This is a genomic window from Veillonella absiana (assembly GCF_032970865.1).
Classification (GTDB): domain Bacteria; phylum Bacillota; class Negativicutes; order Veillonellales; family Veillonellaceae; genus Veillonella; species Veillonella absiana.
This window is the reverse complement of record NZ_JAWJZB010000010.1, coordinates 41,522-58,132: the sequence shown is the minus strand read 5'-3', so window position 1 is coordinate 58,132 and position 16,611 is coordinate 41,522. Positions and strand designations below refer to the sequence as shown.

Here is a 16,611-nt window from a genome sequence, read left to right as displayed (position 1 = left end):
TGCGATGCAGAGCAATATGGGGTTATTCTCTAGGATACACTCGTCAAATAGATTGTAATGTTGGAATATTCTGTATTTGTACTCGCCCTGTCTTGAAAGGATATACTATGTACGATTTACTCATAAAAAATATCGACGTGTTATCGAATGACACAACTATCAATCATGCAGCCATCGCCATTCAAGATGGCTATATTAAATTCATCTTCACCAATAAACAGGACATTGTGAAAGCTACAGCTGAGTCCACAGAAGTATTGGATGGTAAAGGACAATTAGCAGCACCAGGTCTCATTAATACTCATACGCATATTGCTATGGGATTATTCCGTAACTATGCGGATGATTTGGAATTAATGGACTGGTTACAAAACGCTATCTGGCCTACAGAAGCAAAACTGAATGACCACTATGTAAAATATGGTACTCAATTAGGGATTGCTGAAATGTTGCGTTCCGGTACTACTACATTTAGTGATATGTACTTCTTTATGAATACAACAGCTGAAGAAGTTAAATCTTCTGGTATTCGTGCCGTATTATCTCGTGGTCTTGCGGGTGTATCCCCAACAGCCAATCAAGCGCTCGTAGAAAATGCCGATTTATATCGTACATGGCATGGCTTTGATAATCACCGCATCAAGGTTTTATTAGGACCACATGCGCCATATACATGTCCAGATGATTATATGGAAAAAGTTATCGCTTTATCCAAGGAAATTGGTGCTGGCATTCATATGCATCTAAGCGAAACGAAAGGTGAAGTGGAAAATGTTATAAAAGCCACTGGTAAAACACCAATTGCCCACATGCATGACTTAGGTTTGTTCTATAATGGTGCACTAGCGGCCCATTGTGTGCATGTAACACCAGAAGATATGGAGATTATGGCTGAGAATAATGTTGCCGTTGCTCATAATCCACAATCTAATTTGAAACTGGCTAGTGGTATTGCACCAGTGCCAGAAATGATTGCCAAAGGTATTACCGTTGGTTTAGGTACTGATGGCTCTGCTAGTAACAATAATGCAGATATGCTAGAGGAAGTACGCCTTGCTGCCACACTTCATAAAGCACGTCTATATGATCCAAAAGCCATCCCTGCACAAGCAGCTTGGAATATGGGGACAGTAGAAGGGGCAAAAGCTCTTGGCTATCATGACCTAGGTGTATTACAAGAAGGTTATCGCGCAGATATCGTTCTATACAATGCCGACCAAGTACACTGGATGCCTCGTTATAACGACGTCGCAGCTCTTGCATATTCTGCCAATAGTTCTGATGCTAATACTGTTATCGTTAATGGCAAGATTTTGATGAAAGATCGTGAGTTATTGACTATAGATGAAGAAAAATTAAAGGCAGAAATAAAAAATGCCCAAGAATTCTTTGGACATTTATAAGACTTATTTAGTTGCTTTCACCAAAAACATAGGTACTGGAATATAAAACTCATCCTCAGTATCATAAATACGAGGTCCCACAGTGGTATCAATTTCACAAGATGAGGCACCTAGATTTAATAGGGCTGTGTGATCCCACATAGGGCGGTCATAGCGACTGATTTCTAACATGTGATACATGGTGTGACATTTATCGAGTAATTCTGTAGGTACATTAGCATGAGCATTATGTAACATTTCAGGTCGATGATGATGACCTTTGGCATGTTCCGCATCATAGTTGAGCAAAATACCACCTGGTTTCAATACGCGAAGCCATTCTGCATAGGCTTGATCAGGATGTGGTAAATTCCAAGTCACATTGCGTGCTACCACTACGTCAAAGCTAGCCTCTGGAAAATCAAGGCTTTCTGCATCCATTACTTGGAATGTAGCTATGCTTTGCACTTGTTCAGCCAAGTATTGGGATTCTGCAACCATTTCTGGTGTTAAATCGATACCTGTGGACGTATGACCCGCTTGGGATAAGAGAATACTAAAGAAGCCTGCGCCACAGCCAATATCTAAAATAGATAGGGAGTTACCGTTTGGCAGATGAGATAGTAATTCATCACGCCACAATAATTCCTTTGGACTATGGAGTTCCTTTTCGCGCAACTCTCGGAAAGATTTGGCCCGTTCAGACCAATAGGATGTAATATATTCTTTTTTATCAGTAGGTATTTCTACAATTTTATCAAATGAATCAGACATAGTGTCTCCTTAGACTAATGAATAATAACTTTGTTTATTATACTCTTTTCTGTATAAGAAATAAATACACCACCAAAGTTTGATAGCATTTATGGGGGAATAGCTTATTCGCATCTATGTGTCTGAATCATTTGACAAAAAATAGAGAGCCATAGAGAAAATAGTAAATATGATTTTACAAACAGGTCAGCGTACCGATATTCCAGCCTTTTATCCGCTATGGCTTGCCAATCGGATAGAGGAGGGTTATGTGATGGTTCGCAATCCTTATCAACCATTATCCGTAACTAAATATTTGATTAATCCTGATGTGATTGATGGCATTGCGTTTTGTTCTAAAAATCCTAGACCGTTTTTCCCATATCTATCTGTACTCGAACCATACAGGGAATACTGGCATATGACAATTACACTTTATGGCCGAGATATTGAACCTAATGTGCCGCCCTATGAACAGGTCCTAGAGAATTTTATATTCCTTAGTGAAAGAATTGGCCCTAAGGCCATGACCTGGCGCTATGATCCCATAATTATCAATGAAACTTATACATTTGATGTACATGTGAAACGATTTACAGAGATGGCAGAACGATTAAAGGGCCATACAGATACGGTCATTGTTAGCTTTATCGATTTATATGATAAAGTACGACGTAATTTCCCACAGGCTATAAGGCCACCCGTGGAGCTTCAACGGTCATTAATTACTGAACTCGTACAAATTGCTAAGTTTAATCATATGACTCTGAAAACTTGCGGGGAAGGTTCTGTATTTGCTGATGTAGGTGCGGATAGTACGGGATGTTTAACAAAGGAAGTATATGAACAAGCCTTTGGTGTCACACTGTCACTACCGACGCGCCAACCTTCACGAGAGGAATGTAACTGTTATCTACATGGTGATATAGGTGCCTATGACAGTTGTGCTCATTTCTGTCAGTATTGCTACGCCAATACTAACCAAGCCAATGTCCGCCAAGCTATGAAACTGCATAATCCGACATCTCCATTTTTGATTGGTCATGCATTACCACAAGATGTGGTAAAAGAAGCGAATCAACAGTCTTGGATAGTGGAACCGAAACCACAACAGGATAGTTTTCAGTTTTAAATTTACTAAAATAGAAAGGAGAATCATATGGTACTATCTGAGAAACCAGTCTTAGCTATTTGCTACGACTTTGATAAAACACTGTCACCAGACGATATGCAAGCACAGGGCTATATCCAGTCTGTAAAATATGATGTGCAGAAATTCTGGAAAGAATCCAATGAATTAGCTACGGCTAACGACATGGATACCAATTTAGCCTATATGTATATGATGATACAAGCATCGTATGGTAAATTCTATGTGACCAAAAATGCCTTGATGAATTACGGTTCCCACGTGGCCCTATATGAAGGTGTGAAAGAATGGTTTGAACGTATTCGTCAGTATGGTGATGCACATGGAGTTACCATTGAGCATTACATTATTTCCTCTGGCCTTAAAGACATGATTGAAGGAACGGAAATGGCAAAGGCGGGGGCCTTTGAAAAAATTTATGCCAGCTCCTTTATGTATAATACAGAAGGTGTAGCATGCTGGCCAGCACAAGCGATAAACTATACCAATAAAACGCAATTCTTGTTCCGTATTCAAAAAGGTATACTCGACATCAATGATCCAAAGGTGAATGATTACTTTCAGCCAGAGGACATTCGCGTACCATTCCGTAATATGGTGTACATTGGCGACAGCGATACTGATATTCCTTGCATGAGCCTCGTCAATGCTAATGGTGGTCATTCTATCGGTGTTTACGATCCCATCAAAAAGGATACCACGAAGGTGTATCGCATGATGCAACAACATCGTATTCGTTATTATGCAGAGGCCGATTATCGTGATGGTTCCGAATTAGATACATTGGTGAAAGAAATCATTCATAAAACAACCGCTCATGAGATTTTGGAACGTCGTTTTGTGAGAGATAAAAAAGAAGCATTAACACAATAGTTACCAAGTATAGTATAATGAATCCGAGTATGATAGTCATAAAACTGAAACAAACCATGAAATATAATAAATCCCTATACTATAAATAATCATGTATTGAAAGGAAGAGTCCTATGAGTCTATTATCCCTAGCGTTAGATGCTGTTGCCTCTATTATTCGTGTTAGAAATCAACGGAAAGGCAAAAATATCTTAGGCCAATATCATCGCTCTATTTTAACAAGTAATACATTTATCTTAGAAAACCTGAGTGGTTGCACCCAAGAACAAGCACGTAGCATTCGAGATAAATTGATGGAAAAAGGAGTAGCACCTATAAAAGTAATGGAGCGTAGGGGCAATGAATATGCTTTTGAGACCGTGGATGGTAATGTAGGTCATTTTAAATTGGACTCCGACTACGGCATTCGTCAATTGGATTATAAAGGACGCTTGTTATAATCGATTTAGCAGAGCAATACGTATTAACAATAAAATTTACTCAAAATTATTCTAAAACAGAATACACGAAATAATAAAGACGATTGAGTAATTTTGAACGTAACTCAAAAAAGTATCGCTAATAAAATAATCATATAAGCTTAAAAACTCTTTCGAGGGACCGAAACGCAAATAACTTCCGATAACGATATATTATCGGAAGTTATTTTTCAATCTATTTTTAAGAGAAATCAGTGTTTTTCTAGGTTTTTAGTACTTTCACTAAGTTCAAGTGTTTCTACTAAGGAACGCTCTCTCAAACGTAATTATACATAATTATATACGTAGTTCCCAATATACCAGCTCACGATACCATCAATAATACCTAATGCTGCACCTGCTAATACATCTGTTGGATAATGTACAAATAGATATACTCTGGAAAATGCAATCATTGTAGCAATTATGATTGCTATAACGCCTAATATACGCTTTCTAGTATCTATATGGCTAAAGCCTATATATATAGCTATTGCTGCTGCGAACGAACTAAATGCATGTCCTGACGGAAATGAATAACTCGTTGCTGCTGGTGGCGTTGCTACTAACCGGACGTTCGGAAAGTCTACAAATGGTCGTAAACGCCCTACAAGGTGCTTTAAGCTTAAATCACCTACTATGAGTACTAAAAATAATGAAATCATAATTGTAAGCCCTATAAGGCGATATTTTTTCATTCCAAGTAATATGAGTCCTAAAATAATCCAAATGGCCCCTGAAGAGCTAATTTTTGATATACCATACATAAATGGCGTCAAAAATGGATTTACCATATGTGCTTGAATCCAAAATATCACAGAATAATCAAATTGTAAAATTGTATCCATAAAAACTCCTCAGACAGTTGGCGACTTTGTTGTTGGCTTTGGTTTACCTTTTATAATAATCGTATTTACTGGGTCATATAAGGATTCATAAGTATCAGTACTAGTTACGCCATTACCATACACAATATGCCGAGTTGTTACCATAGTAAGTCCTGGATGCCCCTCTATTACTTGTCCACCTTCTATTGTCATATCTGTACGCGTTTCTGTAGAATGAGGAATTTCTTTTTCTCCACCTACAGAAATATCTACTGATTTAGGTTTGTCAGAACCTACACCAATAATATAAATAGTGACTTCACCTCCAAATATACTAGTTATTACATAGACGGATTGGTTATATGGGTTTTTAAATATAAAATCTAAATAGCCATATGCCACAGTAGCATCTCGACCAGCTGCAATATAGCCAACAGGTTCAAAATGAGGATTTCGTTCTACAATTTCCATGCCAGATAATAAAGCTGCATTAAATAAGGTGGAACTCACCTGACAGATGCCGCCACCAATGCCAGGTACGAGTTTACCATCTATCATAACAGGAGCATCATCAAATCCAGCCTCTGCTGTTCTTTCACCAACGACCTCATTAAAGGAAAAGTTTTGGCCTGGTTTAACCAAAGTGCCATTCATTTTATTGGCAGCGATTTCAATGTTATTTGTACGATTTGTATTAGATGGATCAAAGCTAGTAGTATAACTTGCTAATACAGTGGTTAATGATTTTAAATCTGCATCTGTGACTTTCACTGTATTTTCTGTGGTATACACTAGTGATAGTGTATTAATATTACCTGTAGCTACAGATTCCTTGAGTGCTTTCATAGTAGCAGCAATATCTATACGTTTACCATTTTTGGCAGGATGTAATACAACTTGACCATTTTCAACAGATAAATATGCATCATGACCCGGTGTATCCATTGTTTTAGCAAATTCAGTTAGAAATGCTTGAGCTTGTACTTCATCTAATTTTAGGGCATAAGGAAATTGTTTACCATACACAAGCGCTTTAAAACGATTTGATAACAATGTTAATGCATCATCTTCATATCCATAGGATAAGATATCTTGTTCTAATTCACTTATATTTTCCAAAATACCAAGATCCTTCCATGTAGCCTGTGTATTGGTTTTATCTGTCACAATTGTAACTGGTTTATTTTTTTCTTTTCCTAGTTGTTCTAATGCTATATGAAGCTCAGCCTTACTTTTACCTGATAGATCTATATCATCTACTCGAATTCCTTGTGTAACAGAACCAGTGGGTACGTAACCGCACCCACTGATGGTTATACTTATTAAGCTCAAAATGATAAATTTATGTACTCTTTTCATTATTTCTTAGCCATTAAAACGGTAACCAACACCCCAGATAGTTTCAATGAATTTTGGAGTATCTGGATTTGGTTCGATCTTCTCACGAATACGTTTAATATGAACAGTAACCGTTGCTGTATCACCCCTGGATTCAAAACCCCATACGCGTTCTAACAAACGATCTTTACTGAAAACAATTCCTGGATTTTCAGCAAGGAATGTTAACAATTCAAATTCACGATTAGCTAAATTAACTTCTCTTTCACCTACAAATACACGGTGTGTATCTAATTGAATTTGTAATTCACCAAAATCAAGGATACGTGCTTTTTGTGCTGCCGATAAAGCTGCATTGCTTTGAGTTAAGCGTTCATAGCGAGCGATATGCGCCTTAGCTCGAGCTACTAACTCATTAGGGCTAAATGGTTTTACCATATAATCATCTGCCCCAAGACCTAAGCCTCTAATTTTATCTATTTCTTCTGTTTTAGCTGTTACCATAATAATTGGTGTGTCTTTTTTTGCACGTAATTCACGACAAATATGAAAACCATCTACCGTAGGTAACATTACATCACAAATAATAAGATCATATTCATTTTTTAAGGCTAAGTCTAATCCTTCTTGCCCATCCGATGCAATTGTCGTACCATAACCATTTGCTTCAAAATAATCACGTTCTAGGTCTGCAATGCCTTGAGTATCTTCGATAATTAAAATGTTTTTCATATGTTTTACTCCTTAATAACTGGTAATTCAATACAGATAGTTAAACCGCCGCCATTTGTTAGTGCCGCATGAATACTTCCATGCATCCCCTCAATAATACGTTTAACGATAGCTAAACCCAGACCACTACCATTATGGGCATTTGTTCTGGCCTTATCGGTTCTATAAAAGCTTTCAAAGAGCTTCGATAAATCATTAGGATCTACCCCTTGACCATGATCAACTAATTTAATTTTTATAATATCCGATGTAGCACTAATATATACATCTAACTTGCCCATTTCGGTATTTTTATATTTTAAACTATTTTCAAAGATATTGGTAATAACTCTTTTGAATTGATTATAATCAACTTTGGTTTTTTGTGTAATCCTTGGTGTCAATAATGAAAGTCTCAAGCCCCGAGCTTCATAGACTGGACCAGCATCACTGATAAAATCGTGAATGTAATCATATACATTGAGTGGCATTAAATCGAATTCTAATCGACCTAAATCTAATTTAGAAAATACAAATAGCTCCTTTACAAGCACATCCATTTGGTTAGATGTATCTTGTATATTTTTTACATATTGGCGTTGTCTCTCTGGTGTAGATGCTACCCCGTCCAATAAACCACTAGCATAGCCCTTAATCATTGTAATTGGTGTTGCTAAATCATGAGAAATACCAGCAATTAGTTCTTTTCGATTTTCTTCGTACACTTCTTGATCTTCATGGGCTTGTTTTAGGTCTTTACGCATGGATTCAAATGCGCGGATAGTATCACCAAACTCATCTTCCGTGGTTGATTCAATAGGTGTATCAAGATTACCTTCTCGAATACGTTTCGATGCATTTTGTAATGTTTTTAATGGCTTTAAAATTTGATTCGATAACATACGAGTCATATTAATACCAAGTAAAATAATAATGATAATACCGATGCCAAAGATAACAATTAAACCAGAATCGAGAATATTCTTAAAGTCTTCATCTGGTGGTGCTCCTGGTCCATTAGGTTGTCCAATGATAAACGGTGTATTACCTGTGCCTACAACAATAATTCTATCATAGTGTGAGGCATATCTAAATATAATACCGTGTTTATCCCATACCATATAAGATTGCATTTGTGGATCATCATCATCAAGTTTAGATGCGTCATTAGACTCATCATGTCTTATATGATTATGATACTCTTCAGGATTTGAATTGTTAATATATTCTTGTAGTAATGAGTAAGTTGGTGTACCTTCAACACCTGGACTTAATCGAGTTACTATACCATTTTCAACTACTGCTGTTGTAATACCAAATTTCTCTAACGACTCTAATGTTCCTCGAATTCTCTCTAATTTATTAGGTATAGAGGAATCAACATCACCTTGCAAAGAACTAAGCAATATTTGTACCGATAACGACTCTCCACGAGTTTGATAGTTTAGTTTCAATGCTTCTTGCACAGGGTGTGTATAGCGAATAACACCAATAAATATAGCGGCTAATATGAGCATGCTAAAAATAGGAACTAGTACCATTAATAGATTGCCAAAAAGCAATCGCTTTTTAATAGATACATCTTTTAGATTAGTTAGATTAAATGAAGTTAATGCGTCAAATAATTTCATTAGCTCTCCTAAATACTACAATGTACCATATAGGTATTAAACATATATTTAACCCTTATATAGTTACTTTTTACAAGTAATACTTTATCATAATTTCAGTTAAATTGCTCGTGTTTCACAGATTGTTTCTAAATAAGTTAATTATCATTCATCTAACAATCATGCAAAATATCTAGAATGACATCATAGCAAACAGCTAAAAAATGTAATTGTAGGATAACTTTTAGTTACTAAATTAAGATCTATATAAGGAGAAATACTATGACAAATATGAACACAAACAATCAAAACAACACACCTAATGAAACTTCAAAACAAGAAAAATTCCTAAATACTATATCTACAGGGGCGAAGAACGTATTTACAAAATCTAACCTTAAAAAAGCTGGTATTGCCTTGGCCGTTATCGTAGCCGTAAGTGGTGGTTTAAAATGGTATCATCATCAAGAACGTATGGAAGCACATCATCAAATGATTATGGCTCAAAATGCTATAGTACAACAACAAGCAGCCGCTAAAAATCTTACATTACTAGATGAAAGCAAAGTAAAATCCATCGCCGCAAATGCCGTTGCTGCTGATGAAAGTACTCTCTCCTTCCGTGATCTCATGCTAGTGGATTTAACAATGGATAAACACAACAAAGGTCATTTCCACGATAACAAAGGGAGTCGCGGTGAACACGGAAATCGAAATCATGGCCCACGATCTAATGCTCCACAAGGTAATGATAACCAACCTATGAATTCACCTCAAGATGGTCCTGGTTTTATGCCAGGTGCTGCACCTTCTAATGCTCCACAAGGGGGTGTAGGTGATGCTATGTCCAATGGCCCACAAGATAATTTACCACAACCTATGAATCAAGGAGTACCTGCAGATGATCAAACTAATGCTATAACTACTAATAATGTGATGACTACAAATGCTACCAATCCAACTGTAAACGCAAACAGTTTATCTCAACCTACACAAAATCCACTTTACTTAGTCTCCATGAAACAAGATAAAGTAAATTATCGTGTAGTCGTAGACGCCGTAACTGGTCAAGTATTAGATGTCAATGTTGGTGATGATCGCCCACATGGCCCACGGTTCTAATACAGTGAAGAGTCCTATCTTTAGATAGGGCTCTTTTATATGTTACAATATAGCTATACAATTCAATTTTTTCTAAGGACGATATATGACTGACAATTCTAATAAACATTTTTATCTGCGTCATAATGATGCATTGCTGAATAGTACAAAACTTTCTATGAAAGCTAAACAAAGTATTATTCTTTCAAAATCAGAAAACACTATCGATGCCTATGAATCAGATTGGTCTGATTTTGTTGATTGGTGCAACTATAATCATGTAGAGTATTTCCCTGCCACATCAGAAACAATCGTTAACTATATTAATGATTTAGCTGATTATGCAAAGGCTAATACTATTTCTCGTCGTATCAGCGCCATCTCCGAAAATTATAATGCATCAGGTATGGCATTAAATCCTTGTATCAACCCTTTAGTTAAGAACGCTCTTCGTGGTATTCGTCGTTTAAAAGGTACCTTCCAACAAGGTAAAACTCCTATTCTGCTTGAAGACCTAGAAGACATATTTGAAGCTATGTCACATCTTGAAGTTCCAGATATTCAAATTATGAGGGATAAAGCCATTCTTCTAATTGGTTTTATGGGCGCCTTTCGAAGAAGTGAAATAGCGGCCCTTACGGTAGAACATCTTAATTTTTCCCAACAAGGATTGGAAATATTTGTAGCATCCTCCAAAGCAGACCAAGAGGGTCACGGTGCAATTGTTGCTATTCCCTATATTCCAAATTCTCAATTCTGTGCTGTTACAGCTATGCGTAATTGGCTAGATTATGCAAAAATCAAAGACGGTCCTGTATTTAGAGGATTCACAAAAACTATGGGATTACGAAAAACTGCTATATCCGATAAATCTATTGCAGATATTGTCAAAAAATACGTTACATTAATCGGATTAGATCCAAACATGTATGGTGCCCATAGTCTACGTCATGGTTTTGCTACAACTGCCGCTTCCTATGGTGTAGAAGAACGTAATATTATGAGACAAACTCGTCACCATAGTGTTAACATGGTGCGCCGCTATATCAATGAAGCCAATAAATTTGTAGATAACCCAATCTCCACTATTTTTGGTAGTCGTAGAAAATAAAAAAGACGCCTTTTGTGCGTCTTTTTTAATCTATATTTAATTTTGAGCCACATAGTCCAGAGCTCTAACAGGACTAACTTCTTTTACAGTGGGTACTTGTAATGTTGTACCAGGAACTAATGCACCAGCATCATCTATATTGTTAAGTTCTTTTACAGCATATACAACTTGGCGCACATCTATATCATGAGTAGTTACGCGATTAGCAATATCCCAAACAGTATCACCTTTTTGTACCGTAACCGTATGAACACTCTGTGTATCAAGTGTTACACTAGGATTTGTCATTTGAAAACCAAATAATACTGTTAAACACATACCAATCATAATCAACAAATCTTTTTTCATAATAATCGCCTCTCTTAATAATTTATAGTTTAAATCATATTCAATACATTATTATCGAACATAGTTACTCAGAACATTTGTTTTCTTACATGCATATTGTAGCACGCAAACAAATGTTCGGTCAACACTTTTAAGAACGTTTGTTTGCATTTATTTGTGAAAATCCGTATAATAAAGATATATTAAGGCTATGTAATACCTATTTGACTATATATAATTTGATTTATATATTACTTTTTCCCCTGGAGGTTCCTTATGAGACGCCCTGCTACAGATATAAACAGTAAACAAATGCGCATTCTTTTGTATATTAGAGATTCTCTATATAATGACTACCACTGCCCCACAGTTCGTGAAATCTGTGATTATATGAGACTTAGCTCAACCTCTACTGTTCAATCTCATTTGAATACCTTAGAGAAATTCGGATATATTAAGCGTGCTAAAAATAAAAACCGTTCTATCACATTAGTAGAAGATAAATTATCTACACTAGTTATAGAAGGTTTTCATCAAAAATCCGCTGCACCTTCTAGTGTATCCCATACATCAACTGATACTTTTTCTGATGAAGTAGAAATTACAGATGTTGTATTACGCCGTGTACCATTACTCGGTCAAGTTCAAGCAGGCATGCCTGTATTTGCTACAGAAAATATAGAAGAAGTATTAACTTTACCTATTCAATTAGTTGGTAATTTTGACTGTTTTGCCCTTCGTGTTCGTGGTGAATCTATGATTAATATCGGATTTTATGAAGATGATTTATTAATTGTGCGTCAGCAAAATACTGCTAATAATGGTGACATTGTTGTAGCTCGAGTAAATGATGACGAAGCTACTGTAAAACGGTTCTTCCGAGAGGCTGATCATATACGTTTACAACCTGAAAATGATAATTTTGAGCCGATTATTACAAAAAATTGTGAAATTGCAGGTCTTGTGATTGGTTTAATTCGAGATCGTATTTAAACTCAAATATCTAACATGTTGTTAAAAGCTAAATTTCATAATAAATTTCTCTTTCACTATGAAAAAGAGCCCTTCTACAGTATGTAGAAGGGCTCTAATATTATTGTCTTTAGACTGGTTCGCGATGTAATCGCGAATCATAAAACCACCCGCTATGCGGGTGCGGAAACGATAGTTATACTAAAAAATCACCTCTGAATCGTTATATAATAAAGGTGTTCAAGCCGCATTATATGCAAATAAAGAGGTGATTTCTATGGCGACAAAGGAACAAAGCCTAGCGCACACGAGATGGTTATGTGAATACAAAGGAGTTACTATAATTGAAGGACATCTAATGATCGACCATGTTCATATGTTAGTGACGATTCCACCAAAAATATTAGTATCGAGTTTTATGGGATATTTGAAGGGTAAAAGTGCTCTGATGATATTTGATAAGCACGCCAATTTAAAGTATAAATATGGAAATAGACACTTTTGGGCTGAGGGATATTATGTATCAACAGTAGGACTAAATGAGGCTACAATTAAAAAGTATATCACTGAGCAGGAAATACATGACAAGATGTCGGATAAAATTAGTATTAAAGAATATGAGGACCCTTTTAAGGGTGGCAAGTAGACAATATGCCCTTTAGGGTTTAGCTAAAGTGGCAAGGGCAATGTGGATTGAACGAAGTGAAAGCCAGCGTCTTAAGGCGCTGGCCGGTAACTCAGGCTTAAAGCCTGTGAGCAAACCACCCGTTAGACGGGTGGTCATGATTTATAATCAATATTCTTTATCAAAATACAAGAATCTGATTTAATTGGAACTATTTATTATTTTTAAATTCTGCTAATGCATTGTCTATAGCTACGGCTTCTTCATCATTTGGTTCACACATTGGTAAATTGAACGCCCCTGCTGGCAAGCCGATTTGGCGAGATGCATATTTTACAGGAATAGGATTTGTTGTAACAAACATAGCTTTTGTAATATCGAATAAATCTCGATTGATTTTCATAGCCGTTGATAAGTCGCCTTGTTCAAAAGCTTGAATCATGTTATTCATTTCAGTACCCGCAATATGAGCTACTACAGAAATAACACCAACACCACCAACTGACAATAATGGTAATGTTAACCCATCATCACCACTATATAACATGAAGTCATCATTAGGTAATAATTTTTTGATTTCTGTGCCAATCGCTAAGTTACCGCTTGCTTCTTTAACTGCATTAATATGTGGGAATTCATGATGTAATTTTGCGATAGTTGCAGGTGAAATAGCTGTACCTACACGACTTGGTACATTATATACCATGATAGGCAATGTAGTTGATTCAGCTACGGTTTTGAAGTGTAAATATTGTCCTTTTTGATTAGGTTTATTATAATATGGCACTACAACTAATAAACCATCAATACCAGAAATCTCAGAAACTTCTTTTGCAAACTCTGCAGTTGCTTTTGTATCATTACTACCAACACCAGCAATAATAGTACCTTGATCACCACAAGCTGCAACGATTTCTTTGAACAATTGAATTTTATCAGCTTTGGACATAGTTGGATTTTCACCAGTAGTGCCACACACAACAAGTCCATCCGAACCATTCGCCAATAAGTGTTTTGCAATGGCTACTGTATTTTCAAAATTTACGGAGCCATCTTCATTAAATGACGTAATCATGGCGGTTAATACACGGCCAAAGGTTTTCATAATATTCCTCCGTATAAATTAAAATGCTTGTTTTTCTACAATATATTCAGCAATCTGCAAGGCATTTAATGCAGCACCTTTACGAATTTGATCACCAACAATCCAGAAGTTCATACCTTTATCATTGTACAAATCCTTGCGGATACGACCAATTTCACAATCATTTTTATTAGATGTATATAAAGGCATTGGATATTCTTGATTAGCAGGGTTATCCTTGACTTGTAACCCAGGGTAGTTTGCACAGGCTGCACGGAAGTCTTCTACAGATACAGGTTCTTCTGTTTCAACTAATACAGATTCGGAATGGGAACGATATACAGGCACACGAATTGTAGTTGGTACTACTTGAATGGAATCATCATGTAAAATCTTTTGAGTTTCGTTGACCATTTTCATTTCTTCTTTAGTATAGTCATTATCTAAGAACACATCAATTTGAGGAATCAAGTTGAATGCAATTGGATAATGTTTAGGCATTGAACCTGTAGGCAAAAGGTTAGCAGTCATTTCTTTGCCTTCATTATATTCACGTACTTGATTTTCAAGTTCTTCAATACCTTCTTTACCTGCACCTGATACAGCTTGGTATGTGCTAACAATGATACGCTTAATAGGTGATAAATCATGAAGTGGTTTTAAACCTAAGGACATGATAATTGTAGAACAGTTTGGGTTCGCAATAATACCTTTGTGTGTGAGAATATCTTCTGGATTAACCTCTGGTACTACCAATGGTACCTCTGGATCCATACGGAATGCACTGGAGTTATCGATAACGATAGCTCCGCGTTTAGCAGCTTCAGGAGCCAATGTTTTGGAGATAGAACCACCAGCAAATAAAGCGATATCAATACCGTCGAAAGATTCAGGTGTTGCTTCTTCTACCACATAAGTTTGACCATTAACTACTAGTTCTGTACCTGCAGAGCGTGCAGATGCCAATAATTTTAGATTTTCGTAGGGAAAATTTCGTTCCCCAATTAATGTAATAAATTCTGCACCTACAGCACCTGTAGCCCCTAAAATGGCAACGTTTGGTTTTTTCATGATTAAATCTCCTATATTAATTCGAATGTTCTTATATTGTCTCTTATACTCTCAATTGTAGCATATCTACCATCAATATCACATTATATACAAATTTATAACATGTATTCATACATAATATTATAGTACCTATTTTTTAGCTATTATAGATAATGTTCTAATCCATATGTTAAACCTGGATGTTCAACAATTTTTTTACATGCTAATACAACGCCAGGCATAAAGGATAGTCGGCTCAAGCTATCGTGACGAACTACTAATGCTTCATCATAACCACCAAAAATAACCTCTTGGTGTGCTACATAACCTGGTAATCTTACACTGTGAATTGTTACGTCATCCACTTTCGCACCACGAGCACCGGGCAAACTTTCACGAGTTAGATCCTCAGTGGCCACAACATTAGCGGCTGCTTTCGCTTCATTGATTAATTTAGCTGTCAATACAGCTGTACCAGATGGTGCATCATATTTATGATTGTGATGTAATTCAATGATTTCCACATTTGGGAAATATTGTGCTAGTTCTGCTGATACTTTCATCATCATCACAGCGCCTAATGAAAAGTTTGGAGCTACCAAGCAATTAGCATTGTTTGCTTTGCCGATAGCGGCTAGTTCATCTCGTTGTTCTTGTGAAAGTCCAGTTGTTCCGATAACGATATGAACACCTGCGCCTAAAATCTTTTTAGCATTTTCAAAGATAATAGCAGGCGATGTAAAGTCTACTATTACATCAGGTTTATTTTCACCGAGCACCTCATCTAAAGATGCTGCCATTGGAATGTGTAATGATTCAATACCGGCTACAGTTCCTACATCATTACCCGCTTGACTTGGATCAATACCTCCGGCCATTACTAATTCAGCATCAGCATGAACAGCTTTTACAACTTCACGCCCCATTTTACCGCCTGCACCGCAGACCATAACTCTAAGCATAGTGCCCTCCTATACGAAAAAAACCAGTGGAGGAAATCCACTGGCAATCTATACACATTTATATCTCTTGCAAACCACAAAAAATAGTATGTAAAAGCTCAATGAAATAGCACTCCATCAAATATTGATGACAGTCGAGTGTCTCTTAAACAAACGACCAGCAATAACCCTCGGTAAATTATCACTTCGGCAATTACACCTTTTCATATATCTCAATGCCTACCAAGCTAAATATATGTACTCTTTGCATTTGCACCTCTATTACAATACATAAAGT

The 16,611-nt window shown here is 36.4% G+C and carries 17 protein-coding genes and 1 riboswitch; of the genes, 8 read left to right on the top strand and 9 right to left on the bottom strand.

Annotated elements, in window-relative coordinates; genetic code table 11:
* The first annotated feature begins 107 nt into the window (after positions 1-107).
* On the top strand, positions 108-1,403 hold the full coding sequence (locus RVY80_RS08960) for an amidohydrolase (protein WP_317330320.1): 1,296 nt from the start codon (positions 108-110) through the stop codon (positions 1,401-1,403).
* 3 nt (positions 1,404-1,406) lie between these two features.
* On the opposite strand, the gene RVY80_RS08955 is transcribed toward RVY80_RS08960, so the two are convergent.
* Positions 1,407-2,156, bottom strand: a complete 750-nt coding sequence (locus RVY80_RS08955) for a class I SAM-dependent methyltransferase (protein WP_317330318.1) — start codon at positions 2,154-2,156, stop codon at positions 1,407-1,409.
* Positions 2,157-2,325: 169 nt separating this feature from the next.
* Here RVY80_RS08955 and RVY80_RS08950 point away from each other — a divergent pair, with 169 nt between their 5' ends.
* The 3 genes from RVY80_RS08950 (at position 2,326) to RVY80_RS08940 (ending at position 4,598) form a co-directional block, all read left to right on the top strand.
* Positions 2,326-3,267 (top strand): DUF1848 domain-containing protein, encoded by a 942-nt coding sequence (locus RVY80_RS08950; RefSeq protein ID WP_317330317.1) that lies wholly within the window; start codon positions 2,326-2,328, stop codon positions 3,265-3,267.
* Between the two features lie 27 nt (positions 3,268-3,294).
* Entirely contained in the window at positions 3,295-4,158 is an 864-nt protein-coding gene (locus RVY80_RS08945; protein WP_317330316.1) for an HAD family hydrolase, read from the top strand.
* Positions 4,159-4,271: 113 nt separating this feature from the next.
* The gene (locus tag RVY80_RS08940; RefSeq protein WP_295193215.1) at positions 4,272-4,598 is read left to right on the top strand and encodes a hypothetical protein; all 327 of its coding nucleotides are present in this window, start codon (positions 4,272-4,274) and stop codon (positions 4,596-4,598) included.
* A 305-nt stretch (positions 4,599-4,903) separates the two neighbouring features.
* On the opposite strand, the gene RVY80_RS08935 is transcribed toward RVY80_RS08940, so the two are convergent.
* Genes RVY80_RS08935 through RVY80_RS08920 form a run of 4 tightly spaced genes read right to left on the bottom strand, consistent with a single transcriptional unit; the run spans position 4,904 to position 9,123 of the window.
* Positions 4,904-5,464: a phosphatase PAP2 family protein gene (locus RVY80_RS08935; RefSeq protein ID WP_295191620.1), complete on the bottom strand. Its 561-nt coding sequence runs from the start codon at positions 5,462-5,464 to the stop codon at positions 4,904-4,906.
* A 9-nt stretch (positions 5,465-5,473) separates the two neighbouring features.
* Positions 5,474-6,802: a VanW family protein gene (locus tag RVY80_RS08930; protein ID WP_317330313.1), complete on the bottom strand. Its 1,329-nt coding sequence runs from the start codon at positions 6,800-6,802 to the stop codon at positions 5,474-5,476.
* Positions 6,803-6,808: 6 nt separating this feature from the next.
* A complete protein-coding gene (locus tag RVY80_RS08925; RefSeq protein WP_295191615.1) occupies positions 6,809-7,513 on the bottom strand; it encodes a response regulator transcription factor in 705 nt (234 codons plus the stop codon).
* A 5-nt stretch (positions 7,514-7,518) separates the two neighbouring features.
* Positions 7,519-9,123: a sensor histidine kinase gene (locus RVY80_RS08920; protein WP_295191612.1), complete on the bottom strand. Its 1,605-nt coding sequence runs from the start codon at positions 9,121-9,123 to the stop codon at positions 7,519-7,521.
* A 261-nt stretch (positions 9,124-9,384) separates the two neighbouring features.
* Between RVY80_RS08920 and RVY80_RS08915 the strand changes: the two genes are divergently transcribed.
* Both RVY80_RS08915 and RVY80_RS08910 read left to right on the top strand, forming a co-directional pair.
* Complete coding sequence (locus RVY80_RS08915; protein ID WP_317330311.1) at positions 9,385-10,224, top strand: hypothetical protein; 840 nt, start codon at positions 9,385-9,387, stop codon at positions 10,222-10,224.
* A gap of 85 nt (positions 10,225-10,309) precedes the next feature.
* The gene (locus RVY80_RS08910) at positions 10,310-11,314 is read left to right on the top strand and encodes a site-specific integrase (RefSeq protein ID WP_295194114.1); all 1,005 of its coding nucleotides are present in this window, start codon (positions 10,310-10,312) and stop codon (positions 11,312-11,314) included.
* Positions 11,315-11,350: 36 nt separating this feature from the next.
* Here the strand turns inward: RVY80_RS08910 and RVY80_RS08905 are convergent, their stop codons facing one another.
* Positions 11,351-11,662 (bottom strand): LysM peptidoglycan-binding domain-containing protein, encoded by a 312-nt coding sequence (locus tag RVY80_RS08905; protein WP_295191603.1) that lies wholly within the window; start codon positions 11,660-11,662, stop codon positions 11,351-11,353.
* A gap of 255 nt (positions 11,663-11,917) precedes the next feature.
* Here RVY80_RS08905 and lexA point away from each other — a divergent pair, with 255 nt between their 5' ends.
* Together lexA and tnpA are read left to right on the top strand one after the other, a co-directional pair.
* Positions 11,918-12,634 carry a transcriptional repressor LexA gene (gene lexA, locus RVY80_RS08900; protein ID WP_317330309.1) on the top strand — a complete coding sequence of 239 codons (717 nt, stop codon included), beginning with the start codon at positions 11,918-11,920 and terminating at the stop codon, positions 12,632-12,634.
* Positions 12,635-12,890: 256 nt separating this feature from the next.
* A complete protein-coding gene (gene tnpA, locus RVY80_RS08895) occupies positions 12,891-13,259 on the top strand; it encodes an IS200/IS605 family transposase (protein WP_317330308.1) in 369 nt (122 codons plus the stop codon).
* A gap of 190 nt (positions 13,260-13,449) precedes the next feature.
* On the opposite strand, the gene dapA is transcribed toward tnpA, so the two are convergent.
* The 3 genes from dapA to dapB form a co-directional block, all read right to left on the bottom strand.
* The gene (gene dapA, locus RVY80_RS08890) at positions 13,450-14,343 is read right to left on the bottom strand and encodes a 4-hydroxy-tetrahydrodipicolinate synthase (protein WP_317330306.1); all 894 of its coding nucleotides are present in this window, start codon (positions 14,341-14,343) and stop codon (positions 13,450-13,452) included.
* Positions 14,344-14,361: 18 nt separating this feature from the next.
* Entirely contained in the window at positions 14,362-15,393 is a 1,032-nt protein-coding gene (locus tag RVY80_RS08885) for an aspartate-semialdehyde dehydrogenase (protein WP_295189860.1), read from the bottom strand.
* Between the two features lie 143 nt (positions 15,394-15,536).
* Positions 15,537-16,334 (bottom strand): 4-hydroxy-tetrahydrodipicolinate reductase, encoded by a 798-nt coding sequence (dapB, locus tag RVY80_RS08880; RefSeq protein ID WP_317330304.1) that lies wholly within the window; start codon positions 16,332-16,334, stop codon positions 15,537-15,539.
* A 99-nt stretch (positions 16,335-16,433) separates the two neighbouring features.
* Positions 16,434-16,603: riboswitch (Lysine riboswitch) on the bottom strand.
* Positions 16,604-16,611 lie beyond the last annotated feature (8 nt).